This window comes from Streptomyces sp. NPDC051310 (assembly GCF_044455245.1).
Classification (GTDB): domain Bacteria; phylum Actinomycetota; class Actinomycetes; order Streptomycetales; family Streptomycetaceae; genus Streptomyces.
Genome location: NZ_JBITEO010000019.1, coordinates 112,186 through 137,714, shown reverse-complemented (window position 1 = coordinate 137,714; position 25,529 = coordinate 112,186). Strand labels below are relative to the sequence as shown.

18 protein-coding genes are annotated in these 25,529 nt (G+C 73.0%); 9 read left to right on the top strand and 9 right to left on the bottom strand.

Going from position 1 to position 25,529, the window contains the following annotated elements; all coding sequences use genetic code 11:
* The 3 genes from ACIA79_RS25300 to ACIA79_RS25290 form a co-directional block, all read right to left on the bottom strand.
* A complete protein-coding gene (locus tag ACIA79_RS25300) occupies window positions 1-1,554 on the bottom strand; it encodes a DUF5719 family protein (RefSeq protein ID WP_399430600.1) in 1,554 nt (517 codons plus the stop codon).
* Window positions 1,551-5,330, bottom strand: coding sequence for a glycosyltransferase (locus ACIA79_RS25295; protein WP_399430599.1), 3,780 nt, complete (start codon window positions 5,328-5,330; stop codon window positions 1,551-1,553). The genes ACIA79_RS25300 and ACIA79_RS25295 overlap by 4 nt, the downstream gene beginning before the upstream one ends.
* 286 nt (window positions 5,331-5,616) lie before the next feature.
* Complete coding sequence (locus ACIA79_RS25290) at window positions 5,617-5,880, bottom strand: WhiB family transcriptional regulator (protein ID WP_023588371.1); 264 nt, start codon at window positions 5,878-5,880, stop codon at window positions 5,617-5,619.
* Between the two features lie 720 nt (window positions 5,881-6,600).
* Here ACIA79_RS25290 and ACIA79_RS25285 point away from each other — a divergent pair.
* From ACIA79_RS25285 to ACIA79_RS25275, 3 genes are all read left to right on the top strand, one after another.
* Window positions 6,601-7,128, top strand: a complete 528-nt coding sequence (locus tag ACIA79_RS25285; RefSeq protein ID WP_399430598.1) for a cysteine dioxygenase — start codon at window positions 6,601-6,603, stop codon at window positions 7,126-7,128.
* Between the two features lie 65 nt (window positions 7,129-7,193).
* Entirely contained in the window at window positions 7,194-8,150 is a 957-nt protein-coding gene (gene cofD, locus ACIA79_RS25280; RefSeq protein WP_399430597.1) for a 2-phospho-L-lactate transferase, read from the top strand.
* Entirely contained in the window at window positions 8,147-9,463 is a 1,317-nt protein-coding gene (locus ACIA79_RS25275) for a coenzyme F420-0:L-glutamate ligase (RefSeq protein ID WP_399430596.1), read from the top strand. The genes cofD and ACIA79_RS25275 overlap by 4 nt, the downstream gene beginning before the upstream one ends.
* A 94-nt stretch (window positions 9,464-9,557) precedes the next feature.
* Here ACIA79_RS25275 and ACIA79_RS25270 read toward each other — a convergent pair whose 3' ends face one another.
* The 3 genes from ACIA79_RS25270 to ACIA79_RS25260 all read right to left on the bottom strand — a co-directional run bounded on the left by ACIA79_RS25270 (window position 9,558) and on the right by ACIA79_RS25260 (window position 13,224).
* Window positions 9,558-10,553, bottom strand: a complete 996-nt coding sequence (locus ACIA79_RS25270) for a DNA-3-methyladenine glycosylase family protein (protein WP_399430595.1) — start codon at window positions 10,551-10,553, stop codon at window positions 9,558-9,560.
* Window positions 10,554-10,620: 67 nt separating this feature from the next.
* A complete protein-coding gene (locus ACIA79_RS25265) occupies window positions 10,621-11,703 on the bottom strand; it encodes a sugar phosphate nucleotidyltransferase (protein WP_399430594.1) in 1,083 nt (360 codons plus the stop codon).
* Between the two features lie 111 nt (window positions 11,704-11,814).
* Entirely contained in the window at window positions 11,815-13,224 is a 1,410-nt protein-coding gene (locus tag ACIA79_RS25260) for a peptidoglycan recognition protein (RefSeq protein ID WP_399430593.1), read from the bottom strand.
* A 137-nt stretch (window positions 13,225-13,361) separates the two neighbouring features.
* On the opposite strand from ACIA79_RS25260, the gene ACIA79_RS25255 reads away from it, so the two are divergent.
* The 4 genes from ACIA79_RS25255 to ACIA79_RS25240 all read left to right on the top strand — a co-directional run bounded on the left by ACIA79_RS25255 (window position 13,362) and on the right by ACIA79_RS25240 (window position 19,435).
* On the top strand, window positions 13,362-14,114 hold the full coding sequence (locus ACIA79_RS25255; RefSeq protein ID WP_399430592.1) for a TIGR03089 family protein: 753 nt from the start codon (window positions 13,362-13,364) through the stop codon (window positions 14,112-14,114).
* A gap of 151 nt (window positions 14,115-14,265) precedes the next feature.
* Window positions 14,266-15,705, top strand: coding sequence for an LCP family protein (locus ACIA79_RS25250; protein WP_399430591.1), 1,440 nt, complete (start codon window positions 14,266-14,268; stop codon window positions 15,703-15,705).
* A gap of 196 nt (window positions 15,706-15,901) precedes the next feature.
* Complete coding sequence (locus ACIA79_RS25245; RefSeq protein WP_399430590.1) at window positions 15,902-17,611, top strand: LCP family protein; 1,710 nt, start codon at window positions 15,902-15,904, stop codon at window positions 17,609-17,611.
* A gap of 30 nt (window positions 17,612-17,641) precedes the next feature.
* A complete protein-coding gene (locus ACIA79_RS25240; RefSeq protein ID WP_399430589.1) occupies window positions 17,642-19,435 on the top strand; it encodes an LCP family protein in 1,794 nt (597 codons plus the stop codon).
* A gap of 62 nt (window positions 19,436-19,497) precedes the next feature.
* Here the strand turns inward: ACIA79_RS25240 and ACIA79_RS25235 are convergent, their stop codons facing one another.
* Window positions 19,498-20,511, bottom strand: a complete 1,014-nt coding sequence (locus ACIA79_RS25235) for a glycosyltransferase family 2 protein (protein WP_399430588.1) — start codon at window positions 20,509-20,511, stop codon at window positions 19,498-19,500.
* A 350-nt stretch (window positions 20,512-20,861) separates the two neighbouring features.
* Between ACIA79_RS25235 and ACIA79_RS25230 the strand changes: the two genes are divergently transcribed.
* Complete coding sequence (locus ACIA79_RS25230) at window positions 20,862-22,226, top strand: LCP family protein (RefSeq protein WP_399430587.1); 1,365 nt, start codon at window positions 20,862-20,864, stop codon at window positions 22,224-22,226.
* Between the two features lie 25 nt (window positions 22,227-22,251).
* Here the strand turns inward: ACIA79_RS25230 and ACIA79_RS25225 are convergent, their stop codons facing one another.
* Window positions 22,252-22,809: an acyl-CoA thioesterase gene (locus ACIA79_RS25225; protein ID WP_399430586.1), complete on the bottom strand. Its 558-nt coding sequence runs from the start codon at window positions 22,807-22,809 to the stop codon at window positions 22,252-22,254.
* Between the two features lie 118 nt (window positions 22,810-22,927).
* On the opposite strand from ACIA79_RS25225, the gene ACIA79_RS25220 reads away from it, so the two are divergent.
* Window positions 22,928-24,166, top strand: coding sequence for an LCP family protein (locus ACIA79_RS25220; RefSeq protein ID WP_399430585.1), 1,239 nt, complete (start codon window positions 22,928-22,930; stop codon window positions 24,164-24,166).
* Between the two features lie 169 nt (window positions 24,167-24,335).
* Here ACIA79_RS25220 and ACIA79_RS25215 read toward each other — a convergent pair whose 3' ends face one another.
* A complete protein-coding gene (locus tag ACIA79_RS25215) occupies window positions 24,336-25,493 on the bottom strand; it encodes an acyl-CoA dehydrogenase (RefSeq protein WP_399430584.1) in 1,158 nt (385 codons plus the stop codon).
* Window positions 25,494-25,529: the final 36 nt, after the last annotated feature.

Sequence of the window (25,529 nt, the reverse complement as noted above, 5' to 3'; positions counted from 1 at the left end):
TCAGTCGTCCAGGACCGACAGGTCCTGCCTGGCCGCCGGCACCTCCACGGTGCCGCGGTCGTCCGCCACGGTCTGCACCGTGAACATCGGGATGCCGTCGTCCGGGACGGCCAGCGTGCGCGCCGCGTGCACCGGGCCGCCCGAGACAGTCTCGACCGTCAGCGCGTACGAGCCTTTCAGGCCCGCCGGGACCGGCGGGGTGACCGCCAGCGTCGTACCGGCCTTGACCGTGTACGTCTTGCTGGTCGGCGTGCCCGCCCCGGTGCCCGCCGAGGCCGTGACCTTGACCTGCGCGGTCGTGGTGGGCGCGGTCAGCGACAGCGTCGTGCCCTTGTCGCGGTTGTCCGCGACGGTGCCCCGCGCGCCGACCGGGCCGGTCGCCGGGATGAAGGCGACCTCCTGCTTGTCGCCCTTGCCGCGGACGACACGCAGCGCCGCGACCACCGGCGTGGCGCGCCGGGCCTGGGCCGGCGACAGGACCAGCGAGCCGGCCTCGCCCCGCGTGACGTCCTTGAGGTCGACGGACGCGGTCATCCCTGACTTGACGTGCAGTTCGCGCGCGGCGGCCGGGACGAAGGTGCCCGTGGGGCCGGCGAGCTGGATCCTGAGGTCGGCGTCGTCCTCGCCGGGCGCGAACGCCACCAGCCGTACGGACGTGGCGTCCGCCGGGATGCCGGGCAGCACCAGCGTGCCGGAGGGGTCGGCGGAGGCGGGCAGCCAGTCGCTGCCGAGCGTGTCGTCCGCGGAGCGCACCACCGCGCCGACGCGGCCGCTGCGGGTGGTGACGTGGACGGTGACGTCGTCGGCGGCCGGGTCCGTCGTCAGGGTGGACAGCAGGACCGGCACGCTGGACCGGGCGGGGACCGTGATGCCTTCGGTGAGCTGGGTCTTGAGGGCGCCCTTCGGCCCGTGCAGCTCGATGTCGGCGACGGCGGCCGTGTCGTCGGGGTTGGTCAGGTGGACGTAGTCCTGGCGCTGCTTGGCGGTCGAGGCGCCGGGGAACCAGAAGTCGGTGTCCGGGGCGGTACAGCTGACGCCGAGCAGGCCGCGCGCGCCGCCAGCCGGGACCGTGGTGGTCTGCTGGGTGGTCCAGCCGGGGGCGAGACGGCCGGATGCGGTCCCGACGAGGGCCGGGGCGTCGCCGCCGTCGGCTTCGGCGGAGACCGGCTTGCCGGGCTGGGCGAGGGTCACCACCGGCTTGTCGGCCGCGGCCGGCTTCTTCGCCTTGGCCGCGTCCGCCTTCTTGCCGTCCTTCCCGGTGTCGGCCGTCGTCTCGTCGGCCGCCTCCTCGGCGGACGGCTTCAGCTCGGCCGCGCCCTTCTCGCCGCCGGACCCGGTGGCGGCGGGGGTGAAGGACGTGTACAGCGTCTCCGCCACCTCGGAGGTGCTGGGGGCGGGGCACAGCAGGCTGGAGCGCTCCACCGGGAGCCGGACCGGGGCCTTCGCCGCGGCCGCCGGGCCGGCGGCGCCGTCCGGCTGGGTCAGCGCGGCGAAGCCGGTGACGGCGGCGAGGGCGGTGACGGCCGCGAGGAGGGAGAGGGTCGTCCGGTTCACTGGTTGCTGCTCCCGTCGGGACGCTGCTCGGTCTCGTAGCCGTAGGGGTCGTACGGGCCCTGCCCGTACTGCCCCTGGTCCTGCTCGTACTGCCCCTGGCCGGAGCTCTGGTCCGGCTCGTACTGGCCCTGGCCGGTGCCTTGCCCCGGCTCGTACTGCGGCTGACCCTGCGGGTACTGCTGCTGGTAGTGCTGGTACGCGTCGTATTGCTGGGGCGGCTGCTGCGGCTGGTGCTGCTGGTGCGCGTCCTGCGCGGGGTACTGCTCGTACTGCTGCTGCGGGTACTGCTGCCGGTAGGGGTCGTACGGCTGCTGGTACGGGTCGTACTGCTGCTGCCCGTAGGGCTGTTCGTAGGGCTGTTCGTAGGGCTGTTGCGCCTGCTGCTGTGCCTGCGCCGCGTACGGGTCGGCATCCGGTACGGGGGCGGGTGCGGCAGCGGAGCCGGTGGCGGGGTCCGGGCCGTCGGCGCCCGGCAGGCCGGCCCCGGCGGCTTCGGCCTCCGCGGCCTCCGCCGCGGCGCGCAGCCGGCGGGCCCTGCGCCCGTCGCCCGTGATGTCCTGCGCCGGGATCACGACGGCCTCCTCCGGGAGGTCGTCGTCGATGTCGCGGCGCCGCCCCGGCAGGGCCAGCACGAGGAGCACCACGGCGAGGAAGCACTGGGTCCAGACCCATGCGGTGTGGGTGAGGGGGGCCTCGTAGGTCAGGTCGAGGCGGCCGCCCTCGGCGGGCAGTTCGAAGCCCTGCGCCCAGCCGTCGACGGTCGTCTTCTTCAGCGCCCGCCCGTCGAGGGCGGCCTGCCAGCCGTCGTCGGCGCGGTCCGCGATGCGCAGGATGCGACCGGGGGCCCCGGAGGGGATCTCGGTGTGCGCCTCGACCGGGCCGGAAGCGACCGGAAGCCGCTCGCCCTTGCCGTCGCCGCCGGGGACGATGGTGGCCCGGGCGACCTGGCGGTCGACGCGCCACAGCGCGCTGCCGTCGATCTGGCTGAGCCGGCTGAGGCCGGGCGTGGCGTCCAGGACGCGGCTCATCCGGCGCGGCGCGCCGTCCCGTACCAGTACGTACCGGATGGCGAAGCCGCTGAGCTGGTCCGACTGGTCGGCGCCGGAGCCCGCGACGAGGTGGGCGACGACCTTGTCGAGGCGGGCGTCGCCGCCGCCGGCCGCGGTGAGCTCGGCGTCACCGAGACGCCCGCCGGAGCCGCGGACCAGGGTGTACGCGACCTCGCCCGGCGAGGTGCCGCCGAGGACCAGGGTGCGCGGCTGGTCGCGGGTGTCGCTCTCCTCGGCGACGAACGCCGGGACCTGCACCGGGTCGCGCCGCTCCAGTGGTCCGGCGGCGCCGCCGAGCATCCAGCCGGCCGCCGAGACGAGGGGGCCGGCCGCGGCGGCGAGGGCGATCAGCACGGCCACGGGCTGGCGCCAGCCGAAGCTCTGCGCGGCGACACGCGTACGGCCGCCTTCGGCGCCGAGCATGCCCGCCGCGAGCAGGGCGATGCCGTACACGAGGGTGGCGGGGCCGGCCCAGCCCGACGCGTTGCCGGCCACGGCGAAGACCAGGCCGGTCAGCGCGGTGACCCAGGCGGCGAGGACCGCGAACCGGCGCTCGCCGCGCAGCAGGGCCGCCAGCGCCGCCAGGACCAGACCGCTGAGGACGAGTCCGCCGACGGTCTTCGGACCGCCCGGGTCGGCGCCCAGCAGGTCCAGCGCGCTCGCCGACCCGGCACCGATGTCCATGCCCGCCTCCTTGAAGAAGGCGGACGGGTCGGTCAGCAGCGACAGCGACCAGGGGGCGAGGACGAGCAGCGGGGTGCCGACGGCGGCGAGGAAGCGCAGCCCGTACGCGGTGATGTCGTCGCGCCGCAGGACCAGGACGGCGATGCCGAGGACCACGGCGAGCGGCCAGACGACCGGCGTGAACGCCATGGTGAAGGTGATCAGCAGGGTGTAGGCCCAGGTGGCGCGCCAGCTGCCGCGCGCCGCGCCCCTCCCGCCGCCGCGCAGCCCGTGGGCGGCGACGGCGGCGCGGGCGAGCAGCGGCAGGACGACGGCGAGGACGGCCGTGCCGAGCCGCCCGGTGGCCAGGGCGCCGGTCGCGGCCGGCAGGAAGGCGTACGCGATGGCGCCCCAGGCGCGCAGGAGCCGGGACTCGACGAGCGCGCGGGAGGCGAAGTACGCGGTCACACCGGCCAGCGGTACGGAGCAGACGAGCAGCACGGTCAGTGCGAACCCGGTCGACCCGAGGAACAGCGCGGACAGGGCGGCGAGGACCGCCAGGTACGGGGGCGCGCTCTGGGTGCCGCCGGTGGAGAGCGGGTGCCAGGCGTCGGCGTACCGGCTCCACAGCTCGCCGACCCCGTCGGGGGCGGGCAGCAGCGCGCCGCCGGCGAGGGAGCCGGCGCCGAACAGGCCGCGGCAGGCGATCACGGAGACGACGAGCAGCAGGGCGAAGAGGACCGGGCCCGGTTTGCGGGCGATCTTCTTCAGGCGGGCGAACTGCTCGACCTCCAGGTAGTCGGCGTCGTCCCCGCCCGGTCCGGACTCCACGGCACCGTGCCGGGAGCCGCCCGAATCGGCGTCCGAGCCGCCGAAGTCGGACATCACCTGCTCGACGGTGGCGCGGACGGTGGCGCCGGGCGGCGGGAACAGGGGGCGCAGTTCGGCCGGTTCGACGGCCCGACGGCCGCGTCTGCGGCGGGCGGCGATGATCCGCTCGGGCCGCAGCAGGGTGCCGAAGAGGCCCATGACCTCGTCGACGGCCTGGCCGGGGGCCTTGCCGACGAGGTAGGCGAGGGTGCGCAGCAGCGTGCCGACGACCAGGCGGAGCAGGACCCAGGGGAAGGCGGCGCCGCGCGCGTTGGCCAGCAGGGTGTAGACGGCGCCGGCCTTGTCGACGCGGTGCGGGCTGGCCACGGAGCGCCCCACGCAGTCGACGCTGCGCCGCTCGCGCGCGGACGCCTCGGCGTGGCGCAGGACGGCGTCGGGGGCGACGAGGACGCGGTGGCCGGCGGTGTGGGCGCGCCAGCACAGGTCGACGTCGTCGCGCATCAGGGGCAGGCGCCGGTCGAAGCCGCCGAGCTGCTCGAAGACGTCGCGGCGGATGAGCATGCCGGCACTGGAGACGGACAGGACGGAGCGGATCTGGTCGTGCTGGCCCTGGTCCTGTTCGCGGCGGTCCAGCCCGGTCCAGCGGCGGCCGCTGTTGGCGATGGAGACGCCGACTTCGAGCAGCTGCTTGCGGTCGTACCAGCCGCGCAGCTTGGGGCCGACGATCGCGGCGTACTCGTCGCTGTCGGCGACGCGGAGGAGCTCGGCGAGGGCGTCGGGCTCGGGGGCGGAGTCGTCGTGGAGCAGCCACAGCCACTGGACGGGCTCGCCGTGCGGCAGCTCCGGCATGTCGTACGCCTCGTCGCGCCAGGTGCGGCTGACGGGATCCCAGCCGCTGGGCCGCTTCAGGTACGGCAGGTCGTCGGGGCCGAGGACGGCCGCCGTCCGGGCGGCCTCCTCGACGGCGGCGCCGAAGCCGGTGCGGCGGGCGAGGTGGAGCACCCGCTCGTCGCCGATCGCCTCGGTGACCAGCCGTGCGGAGTCGTCGGCGCTGCCGGTGTCGGCGGCGACGACGTTCTGTACGGGGCGTTCCTGGCCGAGCAGCCCGGCGAGGACGTCCGGCAGCCAGCGGGCACCGTCGTGGGAGACGAGCACGGCCGTGACGACATGTCGCGGGAACTCGGGCTGGTGCGCGGGCGATGCGGGGGAGAACGCGGCGGTGGTGGCGGACATCGAGGTACGGGCCCTCCGGCCGGGGGTCGCCCGCTGGGGGCGTGGGAGCATCTCGGACGGAGCCCCACACTAATGGCTGGCACGACGGCGGTCCGCCGCCTGTGGACAGAGCACCGGCGGCGGACCGATGGTCACGCCTCAGCTGTACGCCTCTTGTCTTGCGCCTGTTCGCGCCTGTGCGTGGCTGTGTGCCGTTTCGCCGCGGTGGCGTCGGCACGGCGGGCGGCCGGGTGGCGTCCGGCGGGGGGTGGGCCCGCGGCGGCGGCCGGAGACGGTGGAGCGGCGCTCAGACGGCGGCTTTCTTCAGCCGTCGGCGCTCACGCTCGGACAGCCCGCCCCAGATTCCGAATCTTTCGTCATTGGCGAGCGCGTATTCGAGACATTCCGAACGGACTTCGCACGCGAGGCACACCTTCTTCGCCTCGCGCGTGGAACCGCCCTTCTCGGGGAAGAAGGACTCGGGATCGGTCTGGGCGCACAACGCGCGCTCCTGCCAGCCGAGTTCCTCGTCCGCGTCCTCGACCAGCAGTTCCTGGAACAACTCGGTCATGTGCGCCCCTCGTCTGTCATTGCGTCCCCGTACGTGTCGCCCCGCTTTCCCGTTTTCAGGCGAACGACACGGGTGAAATTACAAGTGCGGTGCTCCGGGCCAGTCAAGCCGAGATCTGCTATTGGGCCCGGTATTCACTCTGCGGAACCAAAGCTATGCGGAAAGTGTTCAAATCAGCAAAAATGAGACACATGCCGCTCCCGCGCCCGCACCCTTCCTTTCGGCACGTCTGCGCACCTCTTGAAGGGGAGACGTCCGCGGCTTCGATCTTGTTGCGATCGAGGCGGTGAAGCGACCCGGATCACAGTCAGGTCACGAGACCGCGACGACGTTTGCGCGGGCGGTTGCAGCGCCATGTGTCCGACTTCGCGACCGCACAAACCTTTCTCCGGACGGAGTAACCGGATGAGGTGAAACATTGCCGCCAAATCGGGCATTGGGTTGACAGCGGTATATCGGGCCGGTCACCTTTGACCCATGCCAGCGACCACAGCGCCCTCCGCGACCCACGCCCGTGGGTTCCGCCGCGCTGTCCTGCCCGCCCTGACGTGCTGTCGCTGCAGCTGTCCCAGCTGTTGATGCCGTAGCGCTCCAGCTCTTCCTCGCAGCACCTCCCGCGGCGTCCTCCGCCGCGTGCCCCGCAGCTTCGTGCGCGTACCGCTCGCGCGCCCCCGCACCGCAACCGCACCGCTTCTTCATTCCGAGGGACCACCCCACTCCATGAACAGCGACAGCGACCTCCAGATCGCAGGCGACATCCTCGCCGTACAGCACCTGCTCCAGCCCGCCAAGGCGCACCCCTCGACCGTCGCCGAATTCGCGGGGCTCGCCCGCTCCGTCGCCGCCGACCGCGCGCGGTGGGCACCGCTCGTCCAGTACGACGCCACCAGCCGCTGGTACCACCGGCTGCACACCGGCCCCGGCTACGAGGTGTGGCTGCTGTCCTGGGTCCCCGGACAGGGCACCGGTCTGCACGACCACGGCGGGTCCTCCGGCGTACTGACCGTCCTCGAAGGCCGGCTGACGGAGCGTACGGAGCGGGGCGTGCGGACGCTGGCGCAGGGCGCGCAGCGCGTCTTCGCTCCCGGATACGCGCACGAGGTCGTCAACGACTCGCTCGAACCGGCCGTCAGCCTGCACGTCTACTACCCGGGCCTGACCGACATGCCGATGCACGACGCCGGGCTCCGGCACGCGGAGTGCGGGCCCGCTGCCGCCCCGCCGGCCGGGGACGCCGTACCCGCCTGACGGCGCCGGCCCTTCGCCCCCGGCCCCCCGCGAACGATCGGTCCGCGGCTGACAGACTGTGCCCCATGCGCATTGTGGTTCTGGCCGGCGGCATCGGCGGTGCCCGTTTTCTGCGCGGCCTCAAGCAGGCCGCGCCCGACGCGGACATCACGGTCATCGGCAACACCGGTGACGACATCCATCTGTTCGGGCTGAAGGTCTGCCCCGACCTCGACACCGTGATGTACACCCTCGGCGGTGGCATCGACGAGGAGCGGGGCTGGGGGCGCGCGGACGAGACCTTCCATGTCAAGGGCGAACTCGCCGCGTACGGGGTGGGCCCCGAGTGGTTCGGCCTCGGCGACCGCGACTTCGCCACGCACATCGTCCGTACGCAGATGCTGAGCGCCGGCTACCCGCTGAGCGCCGTCACCGAGGCGCTGTGCGCACGGTGGAAGCCGGGCGTGCGGCTGCTGCCCATGTCCGACGACCGCGTCGAGACGCACGTCGCCGTCGAACTCGACGGCGAGCGCCGGGCCGTGCACTTCCAGGAGTACTGGGTGCGGCTGCGCGCCTCCGTGGACGCGCTGGCGATCGTGCCCGTCGGCGCCGAGCAGGCCAAGCCGGCACCCGGCGTGCTGGAGGCGATCGGCGAGGCGGACGTCGTGCTCTTCCCGCCGTCGAACCCGGTCGTCAGCGTCGGCACCATCCTCGCCGTGCCCGGCATCCGCGAGGCCGTCGCCGACGCGGGCGTCCCGGTCGTGGGGCTCTCCCCCATCGTCGGCGGCGCGCCCGTACGGGGCATGGCCGACAAGGTGCTCGCCGCGATCGGCGTCGAGTCCACCGCCGCGGCGGTCGCGCGGCACTACGGCTCCGGGCTGCTCGACGGCTGGCTCGTCGACACGGTCGACGCCGCCGCGGTCGCGGAGGTCGAGGAGGCGGGGATCCGCTGCCGCGCCGTACCGCTGATGATGACCGACGCCGAGGCGACGGCGCGGATGGCGCGAGAGGCGCTCGCGCTCGCCGAGGAGGTACGTGCGTGACGTCCGCCTCCTACCGGGTGTGGGCGGTGCCCGGGCTGCCGGAGATCTCGCCGGGCGACGACCTCGCCGGGCTGATCGCCACGGCGGTGGCCGGCTCGCCCGGGCAGGGGCTGGCCGACGGGGACGTCCTGCTCGTCACGTCGAAGATCGTCAGCAAGGCGGAGGGGCGCATCGTCGCCGCCGAGGACCGTGACGCGGCGATCGACGCCGAGACGGTACGGGTGGTGGCGCGGCGCGGGACGCTGCGGATCGTCGAGAACCGGCAGGGGCTGGTGATGGCCGCGGCGGGTGTCGACGCGTCCAACACGCCCGCCGGGACCGTGCTGTTGCTGCCCGAGGACCCCGACGCCTCCGCGCGGCGCATCCGCGAGGGGCTGCGCGAGGCGCTGGGCGTCGACGTGGGGGTCGTCGTCACCGACACCTTCGGGCGGCCCTGGCGCAGCGGACTGACCGATGTGGCGATCGGCGCGGCGGGCGTGCGGGTGCTCGACGACCTGCGCGGCGCCACCGACGCGCACGGCAACACGCTCGGTGTGACCGTCGTCGCCAGTGCCGACGAGCTCGCCGCGGCGGGCGACCTGGTCAAGGGCAAGGCGACGGGGCTGCCGGTGGCGGTGGTGCGCGGGCTGCCGCACCTGGTGGCGGACGACGACGCCGAGGGCGCCCGCGCGCTGGTGCGGGACGCGGCGAACGACATGTTCCGCCTCGGTACGTCGGAGGCGGTGCGCGAGGCGGTGGCCCAGCGGCGCACGGTGCGGGAGTTCACGGACGAGCCCGTGGACCCGGGTGCGGTGCGGCGGGCCGTCGCCGCGGCCCTGACGGCACCCGCGCCGCACCACACGACGCCGTGGCGCTTCGTGCTGCTGGAGTCGGAGTCGTCGCGGCTGCGGCTGCTGGACGCGATGCGCGACGCCTGGCGGGCCGACCTGCGGGCCGACGGCCTCGACGAGGACGCCGTCGCGCGGCGCGTCCGCCGCGGGGACGTGCTGCGCCGGGCCCCGTACCTGGTGGTGCCGTGCCTCGTCACGGACGGCGCCCACCGCTACGGCGACGCGCGGCGCGACACGGCGGAGCGCGAGATGTTCGTGGTCGCGGCGGGCGCGGGCGTGCAGAACTTCCTCGTCGCGCTGGCGGGCGAGCAGCTCGGCTCGGCGTGGGTGTCGTCGACGATGTTCTGCCGTGACGTGGTCCGCGACGTGCTGGACCTGCCGGCCGGGTGGGACCCGATGGGCGCGGTGGCGGTGGGCCGGCCGGCCGGGGTGCCGCGGCCGCGCGGGGAGCGCGACGTGGCGGCGTTCGTACAGGTGCGCTGACGCCTCGCGGCGGCGGGCCGCGGCCCGCCCCGCCCGCACCAAGAACCGACCTCCGGATCCCGCCGGGTTCGCGCGGCCGAGCCGCGCGAACCCCCTAGAGGGAGGTGATGTCCCGCGGGGTCATGCGGGGCGCGCGCCGTGGCGGGGTGCGGCCGCTGAGGAGGATCAGCCGGGCGGCGCGGTGGCGCTGGCCGGCGTAGGGAGCCAGGAGCTCCAGCATCTCCGCGTCGTCGGCGTCCCGCCGGCCGGCCAGCGCGTGGCCCACGATGCCGGGCAGATGGTAGTCGCCGACGGTGACCGCGTCCGGCGCGCCGTGGGTGCGCTGGACGGTCTCGGCGGAGGTCCAGGGGCCGATGCCCGGGATGAGTTCCAGCCGCTGCCGGGCCGCGGCCGGGTCCATCGTGACGGCCTCCTCCATGCGGCGGGCCACCCGGACCGCGCGCAGGACGGTCGCCGACCGCTTGGAGTCGACGTTCGCGCGGTGCCACTCCCAGGACGGGACGAGCGCCCAGGTGCGGGGGTCCGGCATGACGTACAGGCGGTCGTCCGGGCCGGGGGCGGGCTCGCCGAACCGGCGGACCAGCACGCGCCAGGAGCCGTACGCCTCGACCGTGGTGACCTTCTGCTCCAGGATCGACGGGATCAGCGATTCCAGGACCAGCCCGGTGCGGGTGAGCCGCAGGCCCGGCCGGCGGCGGAGCGCCTCGGCGACGACCGGGTGGTGGGCGGTGAAGGCGGACGGGTCGTCGTCGGCGCCGAGGAGCGCCGGGAGGCGGTCGAGAAGCCACTCGGCGCCCGGGCCCCACGCCTCCGCCTCGACGGAGCCGCCGCGCGCCGCGACCCGCAGCGTCCCGGGGCCCGCGGGCGTACGGCTGGCCCGCCAGACGGAGCCGTCCGGGGTGGTGCGGAACGTCGGGTCGGCCGGCCCGCGTCTGAGGGGGCCGAGGACGAGGCCCAGGTCCAGCGGCCAGGGCGGCGTCCACGTCCGGACGCGGGGGCTCGCGGCGGCCCGGGAGACCTGCGCGGGCAGGGCGACGTGGCCGCCCCGCACGGTGGTGCGGGTCGGACGGGGGGCGTAACGGCCGGCCACGGGTCGCTCTGTTCCTCGGGGTTCGCGGGGGGGGGCGGGGCCCTTCGAGCGTAGACCCCCGGCCGCCCTACTGGTCCGACGAGAAGCGGATGGTCCGGTCCGGGATGCGCGCCGAGCACCACACCCGGACGCCGTCGCGCAGTTCGTTGTCGGCACCCACGTGCGCGCCGTCGCCGATGACCGCGCCGTGCAGGACCGTCCGGGCGCCGACCCGGGCGCCCTCGCCGATCAGCGAGTCGGTGACCACCGCGCCCGCTTCCACGACCGCGCCGTCGAGCAGGACGCTGCCGTGGATCCGGGTGCCCTCGCCGACGGTCGCGCCGGCGCCGACGACGGTGCCGCCGGTCAGCTTGGCGTCCACGGCGACGGCCGCGGTCGGCAGCACCAGCCGGTCGCCGCAGCGGCCCGGCACCGCCGGGGAGGGGGCGCGGCCCAGCACCAGGTCGGCGGAGCCGCGGACGAACGCCTGCGGGGTGCCGAGGTCCAGCCAGTAGGTGCTGTCCACCATGCCCTGGAGGTGGGCGCCGGCCGCGAGCAGGTCGGGGAAGGTCTCGCGTTCGACGGAGACCGGGCGTCCGGCCGGGATGGTGTCGATGACGGAGCGCCGGAAGACGTACGCGCCGGCGTTGATCTGGTCGGTGACGATCTCCTCGGGCGTCTGCGGCTTCTCCAGGAACGCCGTGACGCGACCCGTGGCGTCGGTGGGCACGAGCCCGAAGGCCCGCGGGTCCTCCACCCGGGTGAGGTGCAGCGAGACGTCGGCGCCGGAGGAGCGGTGGGTGTCCACGAGCGCCCGGATGTCGAGGCCGGTGAGGATGTCCCCGTTGAAGATGAGGACCGGCTCCTCGGGGCCCGAGTGCAGGCGCGACGCGACGTTCCGGATGGCTCCGCCGGTGCCGAGCGGGTCCTCCTCGGTGACGTACTCGATGTGCAGGCCGAGGGAGGAGCCGTCCCCGAAGTAGGGCTCGAACACCTCGGCGAGGTACGAGGTCGCCAGCACGATGTGCTCGACGCCGGCGGCCCGCGCACGGGCGAGCTGGTGGGTGAGGAACGGCACACCGGCCGCAGGGACCATCGGCTTGGGCGTGTGGACGGTCATCGGCCGCAGCCGGGTCCCCTTGCCACCGACCAGGAGGATCGCTTCTGTCACCAGTCGTCTCTGCTTCCTGCTGGGGCCGGTCGATGGATGGGTTGATCGGTCATATGACCGATACGACCGGACAGTGTATGCAGACCGTCCGGGACAGCCGTTACCGGTCGGTCACCGGCCCTGATACCTGGCCGCGGACGTCCTGGCGGTACCGAGCTTGCCGTACAGCCGGGCCCCCGGGCACTCGGTCGAGAACCCGTCCCTGTGCCCGGAGATGACGTTGAGGCTGACCTTGGTGCCCTTCGCGTACCGGTTGCCGCCTCCCGACGTCAGCTTCGCCTTGCCCCGTGGATCCTTCCCGTACAGGCCGAGCTTCCATGCCGTGAGGCGGGCGATGCCGGTGACCGCGGCCGCGGGCGGCGTGGTGGAACTGTACGTGCCGAGCACCGCGATGCCCATGCTGTTGCTGTTGAAGCCGAGCGTGTGCGCGCCCATCACGGGCTTGGCCACGCCTCCTGCCCGGCCTTCGTAGATGTTTCCGCACTTGTCGACCGCGAAGTTGTAGCCGATGTCGCGCCAGCCGCTGCTCACGACGTGGTAGCGGTAGATACTGCGCAGAACGGAGGGCGCCTGCTGGCAGGTGTAGTTGTTGCCGGTGGCGCTGTGGTGGACGAACGCCGCCTGGACGGACTTGGTGTAGACGAAGTCCCGCTCGCGCAGTTTCTCGTCGGCGCCCCAGCCCTTGCGTGTGACGATGCGGGGCCGCGGGCCGATGTACGGCTTGGCCGCGCCGGTCTCGGTCTCGGTCTCGACGGCCGCCTCGGTCTCCTCCTTGGAGAGCTCCGGGATCTCCAGGGCGCCGATGGAGGCGTGCTCGGCGTTGACCGCGGAACTGGCGGCCTCCTCGGGGGTGAGGACGGTGCCGGCGGTCTGGTCCTGGTTGGGATCGGCGGCGGTGTCGGTCCCGGTGTCCGCGCCCGTTCCGGTGTCCGCGCCGGTGTCGGCGGCGGTGCCGGTGTCCGGGACCTCCGGGCCCGGGCCCGGGGCCGGGGCCGGGGCCGGGCCGCCCGGCGGGTCGTCGCCCGGGTCGACGAGCTCGATGCGCAGTCCCCGCGGCAGCGGAGCGACGGCGGCGCCCGCCCGGGGCGCCTCGGACCGCACGCGCACCTCGACGGCGTCCGAATCGCCCACCCACAGCGGGGCCGTCGAGCCGCGCACCGAGCGCGACTCGCGCTCGGGCGTGCCGGGGTCGGCGGCGTGCGCGTGGTTGTGCGTCTCCAGCGACTGCCAGCCGGACCACATGCCGGTGCCGGCGGCGCGGGTGCGGACCTGGACGGTGCCGTGCAGTTCGTCGTCGGGGTCGTCCCAGATGACGCCGACCAGCGAGAAGGGCCTGACGTCCCGCTTCAGCAGCCCCTGCGCGGCCTCGTCGGCGGACCGTTCGGAGGCGAGGGGCGCCAGGGGCAGGGACTGGGTGGAGCCGGGCACGGAGGCGTCGCCGGCGAAGGCGCCGGTGGACGACGGCAGGACGAAGGCGGCGGCGCAGACGACGCCGATCGAGGATGCAAGAAAGGCACGCATGGGGTGATCCTGGGCAATCCTGGCGGGGGTCGCCCGCCGGGCGATCGGCCGGAAAGCGGCGGTCCATCGGTCCGGACGGTGGACGGCGTCACCGGGACGGCCCCCTGCGGGCGCGGCGCGCGCGTACCCTTGCGCGGATGAACGCCAGCGACCGTACCCCCGCCGACCTGCTGCGATCCGCGCTCGCCGCGGACCCGGCACGCCCCTTGGTCACGTACTACGACGACGCCACCGGTGAGCGCGTCGAATTGTCCGTCGCCACCTTCGCCAATTGGGTGGCCAAGACATCGAACCTGCTGCAGGACGGGCTGTCCGCGGAGCCCGGTGAGCGCGTCGCCCTGCTGCTGCCCGCGCACTGGCAGACGGCGGTCTGGCTGCTCGCCTGCTCGTCGGTGGGCGTGGTCGCCGACCTCGGCGGCGACCCCGCGGTGGCCGACCACGTGGTGGCGGGGCCCGACCGGCTCGACGACGGGCGGGCCTGCCGCGGTGACCGGCTCGCGCTCTCGCTGGCCCCGCTGGGCCGCCGCTTCCCGGTGCCGCCGGAGGGTTATGACGACTACGCCGTCGAGGTCCCGACGCAGGGCGACGTCTTCCGCCCGTACGTGCCCGTCGACGCGGACGCGCCCGCGCTGACCGTCGCCGGGGCGGAGCTGACGGCCGGCGACATCGTGGAGCGCGCGCAGGCGGACGCGCGGCGGCTGGGGCTGCGGGAGGGGTCGCGGATGCTGTCCGGGCTCGGGTACGACACGTGGGAGGGCCTGTCGGCGGGGCTGTACGCACCGCTCGCGGCGGGCGCGTCGGTCGTGCTGTGCCGCAACCTCGGCCGGCTGCCGGCGGAGGCGCTGGAGAAGCGGGTGGAGAGCGAGCGCATCACCGACCGCGCGGTGTGAGCGGCGGGGCGCCGGTACGGCACGCCGCCAAGTCCACCCGTCCGGCGCAGGGCGCGCCGGGTCCCCTGGGTCCCGGCGCGACTCCGATGGATGATCGTCACAGAGCCCCCGTGACCGACCCGGCCCGACGGCCCGAAGGACGGACTACGACGTGACGGACAGCGCTGGTACGCCCGCCGAACCGCCCTCCGGGGCCGGGTCCGAGCCGCGGCGTGCCGGCGCCCCGTCGAAGAAGCGCAGGAGGAAGCGGCCGTCCGCCGCGCGGCAGGGCGGCGGCGCGCCGCGCTCCGGCGGGAGGGCGACACCCCCGCGGGGCGCCCGGGCCGGGGCCGCCGGACCGGGCGGGGACGACGCCCCGGCCCGCGCGGGCGGTCCCCCGCCACCGGGGGGCGTGCCACCGGCCGGAACGCCGGGTGACCCGTACCCGCAGGGCGGCCGGGCACGGCGGTGGCTGCGCTGGGGGGCGCTCGGGGCCTCGGTGCTGGTGCTCGTGGCCGCGGGGGGCGGGTGGTGGCTGTACCGGAAGCTCGACAGCAACATCACCACCGACACCTCGGCCGCCGACGAACTGGCGCGGTACGAGAGGGAGCGGCCGTCCTCGCTGGTGCGCGGGGCGCGGAACATCCTGCTCATCGGATCGGACACCCGCGCCGGGGACAACTCCCGGTACGGGCGCGACAAGGGCGAACAGCGTTCCGACACCACGATCCTGCTGCACATCGCCGCCAACGGGCGCGGTGTCACCGCCGTTTCGCTGCCGCGCGACCTGATGGTGCACGTCCCGGCGTGCCGGGGGCGGAAGGGGACCCGCACACGGCCGCAGTTCACGCAGTTCAACGCGGCGTTCCAGCTCGGCGGCACCGCCTGCACCATCCGTACCGTCGAGAAGATGACCCGGATCCGCATCGACCACCACATGGTGATCGACTTCCGCGGCTTCAAGGACATGGTGGACGCCGTCGGCGGGGTACGCGTCTGCGTCACCGAGCCGATCGACGACCCGGACGCGCACGTGAAGCTCAAGCGCGGCGCCCAGACGCTCCGGGGCGAGCAGGCCCTCGGCTACGTACGGGCGCGCAAGTCGCTCGGCAACGGCAGCGACACCGAACGCATGGACCGCCAGCAGCAGTTCCTGGGCGCGCTGGTCAACAAGGTCCAGAGCAACGGGGTGCTGCTCAACCCGGTCCGGCTCTACCCGGTCCTGGACGCCGCCACGAAGTCGATCACCACCGACCCCGGTCTCGACTCGCTCAAGGACCTGTACGACCTGGCGCGCGCCCTGCGGAGCGTGCCGACCGAAAAAGTGCAGTTCCTCACGGTGCCCCGGCAGCCGTACACCGGGAACCCCAACCGGGACATGCTCGTCCAGCCGAAGGCCGACAGTCTCTTCAAGCGGCTGCGCGCCGACGCGCCGGTCGTGGTCGTCTCCGGCGACAAGCGGCCCGGGCGCGGGAAGTCCGACGAGGACGAGTCGTCGAGCCCGTCGGCGACGCCGACGTTCGCGGGTACCAACGCGGCCGCCGGCACCTGCGGGCAAAGAGAAGGCAAGAAGCAGGGCAAAAGTGCTGGTGGGTCGAACGCCGGTCTATGACGATTGGGCGGATTGCCCGGTTGTAAGGGGCGTGGAATTTGTCACGGGCGTCGCCCGGCGCTGAACTGAGCGGATAGTGTGACGCGATCCGGTCGGTCCGGCCGCGAGGTCGTGCACCACCGGATTTTCGAACCGAGCGTCTCCTTTCCGGGGGGAGGGGCGCCTCGAGTGGCACCGACGGAGGACTCAAGCAACCGTGGATGCGCAGAGCCGTGGGCGGGTGGACGACATCGACCCCGCAGACCAGTGGGTTCTCAACCCGGACACCGGCAACTACGAACTGCGACTGGACGAATCCGCACAGCAAGCCAAGGTGACTCCGCCGCGCAGTGCCTCCTCCTCCGCCGCCCCCTCCCCCAGGTCGCGCACGACGTCCGCCCCCGGCCGCTCCGTCCCGGGCCAGCGCGGCCGGCGCAGCGCCGACGCGGCGGACGGCGGCGGTGGCCGCCGCAAGCGCAAGCAGAAAAAGTCCACCAAGAAGAAGGCGCTGTTGTGGACGGCGGGCGTCATGGGCGTCGTCGTGGTCGGCGCCTCGGTGGGCGCGTACCTCATCTACGACCGCCTGAACGGCAACCTCAACACGGTGGACGTCGGTGACGCGGCCAACGGCGGGTCCCTCAAGGACGGCCCCATCAACATCCTGCTCATCGGCTCCGACGTCCGCACCGGCGAGGGCAACGAGGGCTACGGCGACCGGCAGAACACCACCGGGCACGCCGACACGACGTTCCTCTTCCACGTCTCCGAGGACCGTACGAACGCCACCGCGATAAGCATCCCGCGCGACTTGATGATCGACATCCCGGACTGCCCCACGAAGCAGCCGGACGGCTCGACCAAGGTGATCCCCGGCTCGCCGTACAAGAAGTTCAACGAGAGCTTCGGGGTGAACGGCCGTGACCCGGGCTGCACCATGCGGACCGTCCAGCAGATCACCGGCATCCCGATCGACCACTTCATGATGGCCGACTTCAACGCGGTGAAGACGCTCACCACCGCGATCGGCGGTGTGGAGGTCTGTCTGAAGGAGCCCATCAAGGACCCGGACTACTCCCAGCTGGACCTGCCGGCCGGTGAGCACGTCCTCCAGGGCGAGCAGGCGCTGGCGTTCCTGCGCAACCGGCACGGGCTGGGCAACGAGAGCGACCTCGACCGGATCAAGATGCAGCAGCAGTTCGTCGCGTCGATGATCCGCAAGATGAAGGAGGACACGCTCGGCAGCCCGACGAAGATGCTGGACCTCGCGGACGCGGCGACCAAGGCGCTCACCGTGGACAAGGGGATCGGTGACATCCCGGCGCTGACGGCCCTCGCCAAGGAACTCGGCGGGATCAACCTGAAGAACATCTCCTTCATGACGGTCCCGGTCGTCGACAACCCGAGGGAGACGGTCAAGGCGACCGTGGTCCTGGACGAGACGAAGGCCCCCGATGTCTTCCGCATGGTGCAGAACGACGTCTCCTTCACCGAGGTGAAGAAGAAGGAGAAGGCGGCCAAGAGCAAGCAGGCCGCCCTCCTCAAGGGCCCGCGCGCCAAGGCGTCCGACGTACGCGTCGACGTCTACAACGGCAGCGGTCAGACCGGCGCCGCGCAGAAGACGCTCGACTGGCTGCAGAACGAACAGGGCGTGCTCAAGTCGTCGAACAAGAGCAACGCACCGGCGAAGATCGACAGGACGACACTGGAGTTCGCGCCGAACCAGGCCGACCAGGCCCGCAAGCTCGCGGACTTGATGGGTCTGCCCGCGACGGCGCTGAAGCAGGGGACCACGGACGCCGAGGGGCTCCAGGCGATGGTGCTGACGCTCGGCGGGGACTTCAAGGGGGCTGGAGTCCCGCTCACCGGTCCGGTGAAGGCGCCGGACGTGGGGAAGGTAGAGGCGGACAAGCAGGTATGCGCGCAGTGACGCGTACCTGAGCGACGGGGGGAACCTGGGGTGGGACAGAGCAGCGTGCGCGGGGAGGGGACGCAGGACCGCGCATCGCACGCCCGTGAGCTGGGCTGGGACGACAGCCTCTACGGGGAGGACGGTGCCGGGGAGGACGGCCCCGCGGAAGGCAGCGGCCGCGGGAGCGAGCCCGCGGCGGACGGCACCGTGCCGGCGCAGGGGACCCGGCGGGGCCACAAACCCACCGGGCCGGGGGCGGCAGCCGCGTCCGACGGCGGCGGCGGTCGCCGTCGCGGCGGCGCCGGGGGCCCGGGAGGCTCCGACGGCCCCGCGGGTGCGCAGGCGGCACGGCGCGGCAGGAAGGGCAGACGGCGCGTCCTGCGCTGGGTCGCCTCCGTGCTGTCGCTGCTGATACTGGGGACGGCCGGCGCCGGTTACGTGTACTACCAGCACCTCAACGGCAACATCAGGAAGGAAGAGCTCAACCTCGGCAAGAACAGGATGCCGGAGCACAAGGCCAACGCCGCCGGCCAGACACCGCTGAACATCCTCCTCATCGGCTCCGACGCGCGGGACTCCAAGGAGAACCAGGCGCTGGGCGGTGCCAGGGAGACCTTCAACGGCGTGGCCCTGGCGGACGTGCAGATGCTCATCCACCTCTCCGCCGACCGCAGCAACGTCTCCGTGGTGAGCATGCCGCGCGACACCATGCTGAAGATCCCGGAGTGCAAGGACCCCGGCACCGGCAAGGTGTACGCGGAGCGGCTGTTCGCCCAGACCAACGAGTCGCTGGGCCGGGGCGGCCCCGGCTGCACGGTGGCCACCTGGTACGAGCTGACCGGCATCACCATCGACCACTTCATGATGATCGACTTCGCCGGTGTGGTGTCGATGGCCGACGCCGTCGGCGGCGTACCCGTCTGCGTGGACAAGAACATCCACTCCCGCACCAGGACCGGCGAGGGTTCGGGGCTCAAGCTGCCGAAGGGCACGCACCCGGTCCAGGGCGAGCAGGCCCTCCAGTGGCTGCGCACGCGGTACGGCTTCGGCGACGGCAGCGACCTGTACCGGGCCCGCGCCCAGCACATGTACATGAACTCGATGGTCCGGGAGCTGCGGGCCAACACCAAGCTCACCGACCCCAACAAGCTGCGCAAGCTCGCGGAGGCCGCGACCGAGGCGCTGACCGTGGACGAGGGGCTCGGCACCATCTCGAAGCTGTACGACCTGGCCGAGGAGCTCAAGAGCGTCCCGACCGCGCGCATCACCATGACGACGATGCCCAACGTCTACTCCACCCGGCGCCTGGGCAAGGTCGAGCCCAAGCCGGGCGAGGCCGAGCAGCTCTTCGAGATGATCCGCGACGACGTCCCGCTGGACGGCAAGGCGTCCAAGCGGAAGCCGCCCGCCGCGTCCAAGGACCCGGTGGCGCCCGCCGCGGAGACGGACGTGACGGTGCAGAACGGCACCTACACCGCCGCCGCGGGATCGGTGAAGGGGCGGGCGACGGCGATCGCCGGGGTGCTGTCCGGCAAGGGGTGGACCAGAACGGTGGCCGACTCGGCGTCCAACGCCCAGGCGAGGACGGTCGTGCAGTACCCGGGGGCGGAGCTGGAGGGGGACGCGCAGGCGGTCGCCAAGGCGCTCGGCATCCCGGTCTCGTCGGTGAAGAAGTCCACGGCCGTCGCGCGCATCACGGTCGTCGTGGGCGCCGACTGGCGGGAGGGCGACACCTATCCGAAGTCCGCCGGGAAGGACGGCAGGACGCCGGAGTCGGCGAACGCGCTCCGCGCGGACAACACCAAGGCGTGCATGCCGGTGGACCCGAACTTCACCTGGTAGGCGGGCAGGGAGACAGGAGGGCCCCGGGGCGTCGTCGCCCCGGGGCCCTTCCCGTTCCGTCGTCAGGCCGTGGTGGGGAGCACCGCGGGCCGGCGGCTCGCGATGACCTTCTTCGCCAGGGAACGGGGGCTGGTGAGGAAGCCGTACCCCCACGACATGTGCATCGTCGCCAGGGCCACGGGAATCTGGACGCGGGCCTTCCACGGCAGGCCACGGCCCGCCGGGACGGAGCCCGCGACGATGGCGGCGAGGTAGCCGCCGGGGACGACGAAGCCGAGCGGCGTGAGCGTCGCGCCGACCACGATGCCCGCCGCGATGGCGCAGACGGCGGTCGGCGGGGCGAGGTAGCGGAGGTTGATGGAGCCCTGGTGGTAGCGGGCGACGACATGGCGCCAGCGGCCGTAGTCCTTGTACTGCTTCGCCAGCGCGCGGACCGAGGGCCGCGGGCGGTACTGGACCTTCAGCTCGGGCGAGAACCAGATGAGGCCGCCCGCCTCACGGATGCGGAAGTTCAGCTCCCAGTCCTGGGCGCGGATGAACTCCTCGTTGTACCCGCCCTGTTGTTCGAGGGCCTCGCGCCGGAAGACGCCCAGGTAGACGGTCTCGGCGGGGCCGGCCTCGCCGCCGGTGTGGAAGGCGGCGTTGCCGACGCCGATCCTCGACGTCATGGCGGCGGCGACCGCGTGCTCCCAGTCGTTCTCGCCCTCCGCGTGCATGATGCCGCCGACGTTCTGCGCGCCGGTCTCCTCCAGCAGGCGGACCGCGGTCGCGATGTAGTTCGGCGAGAGCATGCCGTGCCCGTCGACCCGCACCACGATGGGGTGGCGGGACGCCTTGATGGCGGCGTTGAGGGCCGCGGGCGTGCGGCCGGTGGGGTTGGGCACGGTGTGGACGCGCGGGTCCTCCCGTACGAGCTCGGCGGCGATCTCGTCCGTACGGTCCGTGGACGGACCGAGGGCGATGACCACCTCCATCTCGCCGTCGTACTCCTGCTCGAGAATGTGACGGACCGAGGCGCGCAGGTGCCGCTCCTCGTTGAGGACCGGCATGATCACGGAGACGGGAGGCAGGGGCATGGTTCCTCGGGGGTACGGGGTCGTCCCCCCGAGGCCGGCGGCCCCGGGGGTCCGGGGGTCGCCCCCCGGAGGACAGCGGTATCGCCCGCCACGTTACCGCGAACGGGGGACACGGTTGCGCGCCGCCCGGGCGATGCGGGCGGCCGCTGATCGTATGGGCCTACTGTGCTCATGATCCCGTTGCGCCCGCGGAGGTGTCCTTCGTGCCCACGCCGCCCCGCCGCCCCGTCCGCCCCCGGCCGCCCGTGCCCGGGCGCCCGAGACGGCCGGGCCCCGAGCAGGGCCCCCGGGAGCCCGGCCCCGGCCGGCGGCCGGCGGCACCGCGCGGCGGTCCGCGGCCGCGCTGGGGGATGCGCGCGGTGACGACGCTGTCGGTGCTGGTGCTGGGCGCGGGCGGCATCGGGCACGCGGTGGTGACCAGCCTGGACACCGGGATCGGCCGGGTGGACCCGTTCCGCGACATGAAGAACCGGCCGGAGGCCGGTCACGGCACCAACATCCTGCTCGTCGGCACCGACGGCCGGGACCGCATCACGCCCGCGGAGAAGCGGCGGTACCGGCTCGGCGGCGAGGGCTGCCGCTGCACCGACACGATCATGCTGGTGCACATCTCCGCCGACCGGAAGCGGGCCAGCATGGTGTCGCTCCCCCGCGACTCGTACGCGGAGATCCCCGAGCACACCGATCCGGCCGGCAAGCACCACGCCAAGCACCCGGTGAAGCTGAACGCGGCGTACGCGGAGGGCGGCCCGCAGTTGACGGTACGGACCGTGGAGCACATGACCGGCGTGAAGGTCGACCACTACCTGGAGGTCGACTTCACCAGCTTCATGCGGACCGTGGACGCGGTCGGCGGGGTCACCATCTGCACCGCGAAGCCGATCAAGGACGCCTACACCGGTCTCGCTCTGACCGCCGGGACGCATGAGATGAACGGCGGGCAGGCACTGCAGTACGTCCGCTCCCGCCATGTCGACGGGGCGTCCGACCTGGGCCGGATGCAGCGCCAGCAGCGCTTCATGGCCGCGCTCATCGACCGGGCGACCAGCGAGGGCGTGCTGCTGAACCCGGTCCGGTTCCAGGAGGTCCTCACCTCGGTGCTCAGCTCCGTACGGGCCGACGAGGGGTTCCGCGCGCAGGAGATGCTGGCGCTGGCGAAGGCGATGCGCGGTTTCAAGGCGGCGTCGTCCGAGTTCACCTCCGTGCCCGTCACCAACGCGAGCTTCCCGGTGAAGGGGCTCGGCTCGACGGTGCGGTGGGACCCGGTGAAGTCGAAGAAGCTGTTCCGGGCGCTGCGCGAGGACAAGCCGCTCGCCCCGTACGTGCCGCGCAGCACCTCGCGCAAGAAGCTCGTGGAGGTGTCGCCCCAGCAGATCCGGGTGCAGGTCTACAACGGCACCCGGGTGCAGGGCCTGGGCGCCCGGGTCGACGCGGCGCTGCGGGCGACCGGCTTCCGCGCGTCCGGGACGCCGCAGAACTGGGCGCGGCGGGACGTGACCCGCACCATCGTCTGGTTCGACCCGCGCTGGGACCGGTCGGCGAGGTCGCTGGCCACCGCGCTGCCGGGCGCGGAACTGCGGCCCGTTCCGCGCCAGGGGGAGACGCTGAAGGTGACGGCGGGCGCGAACTTCACGGGGGTGGTGCCGGTGCGGGCCGAGGACGCGTACCAGGGCGAGTTCGGCGTGGTCACCGGCGACCAGGTGATCTGCACGTAGGGCGTGCCCGCGGGGTGGCGCCGGCTCAGTCCTCCATGCCCTCCGCGGCGCGCTTCTCGCGCAGCTCCTTGATCGCGCGGCGGCGGGCCAGACGGTGCGTGCGGCGGATCTGGGCCTCTTGGTAGCGGCGCTGGTCCCGCTCCGTCTCCGGTATGACCGGCGGTACGGGGCGGGGCTTGCCGTCCGCGTCGACCGCGGCGAAGACGAGGTACGCGGAGCCGACCTGGGTGGCGGGGGTGGACTCGTTCCAGCGCTCGGCCAGGACGCGGACGCCGACCTCCATGGAGGACCGTCCGGTCCAGTTGACCTGGGCCTTCACATGGACGAGGTCACCGACCCTGACCGGCTCCAGGAACACCATCTCGTCCATGGACGCGGTGACCGCGGGCCCGCCGGAGTGCCGGCCGGCGACGGCTCCGGCCGCGTCGTCCACCAACTTCATGATCACGCCGCCGTGCACGGTGCCGAGGAGATTGGTGTCACTGCCGGTCATGATGTGGCTGAGGGTCGTCCGGGACGCCGACGTGGGCTTTCCCTCCAGCCGGGACGGCTGGGAACCCACCGGTGAGGCCTGATCTGTCATGCCCTCCACCCTATGCCCCACCTCGTTACGGCTTCATTGCATCAGCTTGGCTACAGCCCTGACCCGATATCCCACCCACCCTGTCAGGCGCGCCGGAGCGGACTGCACACTGGTCCGCATGAATGACTGGCCTGAAGGATGGTCCGACGACCGCAACGCGCGTCACGGCCGCGGCAGCGCCGACGCCCAGCCCGAGGGCGTCCGGTCGATGCCGCACGTACGGCGTCCGGTCCCCCGGCAGCAGACGCGGGGGTACGACGAGGCCGCGGCGTACGACAGCGGCTACAACACAGGCCAGGTCTACGGCGCGCCGCAGCGCGGCGGCCCGCGCGGCCCGCGCGTCCCGGGCGGCAGCCCGGCCACGGCTCCGGGGCCCGCGCCGGACTGGCGCCGCCGGATCAAGGTCGGCTCGATCGTGCTGCTGGTGGCGGTGCTGGGCACCACCATCGGCACGTACTTCTGGGCCGACGGCAAGATGCGCCGCGAGGTCGACCTCGCGAAGGTCATCGACCGCCCGCAGGAGGGCGACTGCACCACGTACCTGATCGTCGGCTCCGACAGCCGTGAGGGCATGTCGGCCGAGGAGAAGAAGAAGCTGCACACCGGCTCCGCCGAGGGCAAGCGCACCGACTCGATGATGATCCTGGCGGCCTGCTCCAGCGGGAACACCATGATCTCCCTGCCGCGCGACTCGGACGTGGAGATCCCCAAGTTCGTGGGGTCGGAGTCCGGCAAGACGTTCCCGGCGCAGGGCCGCCGGGTGAAGCTGAACGCGGCGTACGCGGAGGACGGCCCGGAGCTGCTGGTCCGCACGGTCGAGCACAACACCGGGCTGCGCATCGACCACTACGCGGAGATCGGCTTCGCCGGCTTCGCGAACATCGTGGACGCCCTCGGCGGTGTCGAGATGAACATCGAGAAGGGCTTCAAGGACAAGAAGTCCGGCGCCGACTTCCAGGCGGGCAAGCAGACCCTCAACGGCGAGCAGGCGCTGGCCTTCGTCCGCACCCGGTACGCCTTCGCGGAGTCGGACCTGGCGCGGACGAAGAACCAGCAGAAGTTCCTGTCGGCGCTGGCGAGCCAGGCTGCGACGCCCGGCACCATCCTGAACCCCTTCAAGCTGTACCCGACGATGGGCGCCGGCCTGGACACGCTCATCGTGGACAAGGACATGTCGCTCTTCGACCTGGGTGAGATGTTCTTCGCGATGAAGGGCATCAGCGGCGGCGACGGCACCTCCATGAACATCCCGGTCAACGGCAGCCGCGGCGGCAACCTGGTCTGGGACAAGGCCAAGGTGCAGCAGCTGGTGAAGCAGATCCAGAACGACGAGAAGGTCACCGTCACCGGCAACTGAACCGGTGTGCCCGGTGTTCCGCCGGGGCACGGGCGCGGCGGCGGGCGACACGGTCCGCGGTCGCGCCGGCCCTGGTGGCACCACCACGACGGAACGTCGATGCCCCCGGTGGCGTACCGGGGGCATCGACGGACAGGCGGGGCAGGCGGGCGGTGCCTGCGAACGGTCGTTACGGAAGGTTCCTGGCCATCACGATCCGCTGAACCTGATTCGTGCCCTCGTAGATCTGGGTGATCTTGGCGTCGCGCATCATGCGCTCGACCGGGTAGTCACGGGTGTAGCCGTAGCCGCCGAGCAGCTGGACGGCGTCCGTGGTGACCTCCATGGCGATGTCGGAGGCGAAGCACTTCGCCGCCGCGCCGAGGTAGGTGAGGTCGGCGTCGCCGCGCTCGGAGGCCGCGGCCGCCTGGTAGGTCAGGGCGCGGGCGGCGGAGATCTTCATCGCCATGTCGGCGAGCATGAACTGCACGCCCTGGAAGTCGGCGATCGGCTTGCCGAACTGCTTGCGCTCCTGGACGTACCCCTTGGCGTAGTCCAGGGCGCCCTGGGCGATGCCGAGGGCCTGGGCCGCGATGGTGATGCGGGTGTGGTCCAGGGTCTTCATCGCCGTGGCGAAGCCGGTGCCCTCCTCGCCGATCATGCGGTCGGCGGGGATGCGGACGTTGTCGAGGTAGACCTCGCGGGTCGGGGAGCCCTTGATGCCGAGCTTCTTCTCCGGGGCGCCGAAGGAGACGCCTTCGTCGCCCTTCTCGACGACGAACGCCGAGATGCCCTTGGAGCGCTTGGCCGGGTCGGTGACGGCCATGACCGTGTAGTACTCGGACACGCCGGCGTTGGTGATCCAGCGCTTCACGCCGTTGAGGACCCAGGAGTCGCCGTCGCGGACGGCCTTGGTCTTCATGCCGGCGGCGTCGGAGCCCGCGTCGGGCTCGGAGAGGCAGTACGAGAACATCGCGTCGCCCTTGGCGAGCGGGCCCAGGTACTTCTTCTTCAGCTCCTCGGAGCCGGAGAGGATCACGGGCAGCGAGCCGAGCTTGTTCACGGCCGGGATCAGGGACGACGAGGCGCACACACGGGCGACCTCCTCGATGACGATCACGGTCGCGAGCGCGTCGGCACCGGCACCGCCGTACGTCTCCGGCACGTGCACGGCGTGCAGGTCCGAGGAGACCAGGGCGTCCAGCGCCTCCTGCGGGAAGCGGGCCTCCTCGTCCACCGCGGCGGCGAACGGCGCGATCTTGGCCTCGGCGAGCGAGCGGACGGTGTCCCGGAGCATGTCGTGCTCCTCGGACGGGCGGTACAGGTCGAAATCAGGCGTTCCCGCCACGATCACTCACTCCCCTGGACGTGTGCTAACTACCGT

Bases quoted from the DNA above. Each gene is read 5' to 3' on its own strand.
- ACIA79_RS25295 (WP_399430599.1), bottom strand. From the start codon at position 5,330: ATGTCCGCCACCACCGCCGCGTTCTCCCCCGCATCGCCCGCGCACCAG.
- ACIA79_RS25290 (WP_023588371.1), bottom strand. From the start codon at position 5,880: ATGACCGAGTTGTTCCAGGAACTGCTGGTCGAGGACGCGGACGAGGAA.
- ACIA79_RS25285 (WP_399430598.1), top strand. From the start codon at position 6,601: ATGAACAGCGACAGCGACCTCCAGATCGCAGGCGACATCCTCGCCGTA.
- cofD (WP_399430597.1), top strand. From the start codon at position 7,194: ATGCGCATTGTGGTTCTGGCCGGCGGCATCGGCGGTGCCCGTTTTCTG.
- ACIA79_RS25260 (WP_399430593.1), bottom strand. From the start codon at position 13,224: ATGCGTGCCTTTCTTGCATCCTCGATCGGCGTCGTCTGCGCCGCCGCC.
- ACIA79_RS25255 (WP_399430592.1), top strand. From the start codon at position 13,362: ATGAACGCCAGCGACCGTACCCCCGCCGACCTGCTGCGATCCGCGCTC.
- ACIA79_RS25235 (WP_399430588.1), bottom strand. From the start codon at position 20,511: ATGCCCCTGCCTCCCGTCTCCGTGATCATGCCGGTCCTCAACGAGGAG.
- ACIA79_RS25230 (WP_399430587.1), top strand. From the start codon at position 20,862: ATGCGCGCGGTGACGACGCTGTCGGTGCTGGTGCTGGGCGCGGGCGGC.
- ACIA79_RS25225 (WP_399430586.1), bottom strand. From the start codon at position 22,809: ATGACAGATCAGGCCTCACCGGTGGGTTCCCAGCCGTCCCGGCTGGAG.
- ACIA79_RS25220 (WP_399430585.1), top strand. From the start codon at position 22,928: ATGAATGACTGGCCTGAAGGATGGTCCGACGACCGCAACGCGCGTCAC.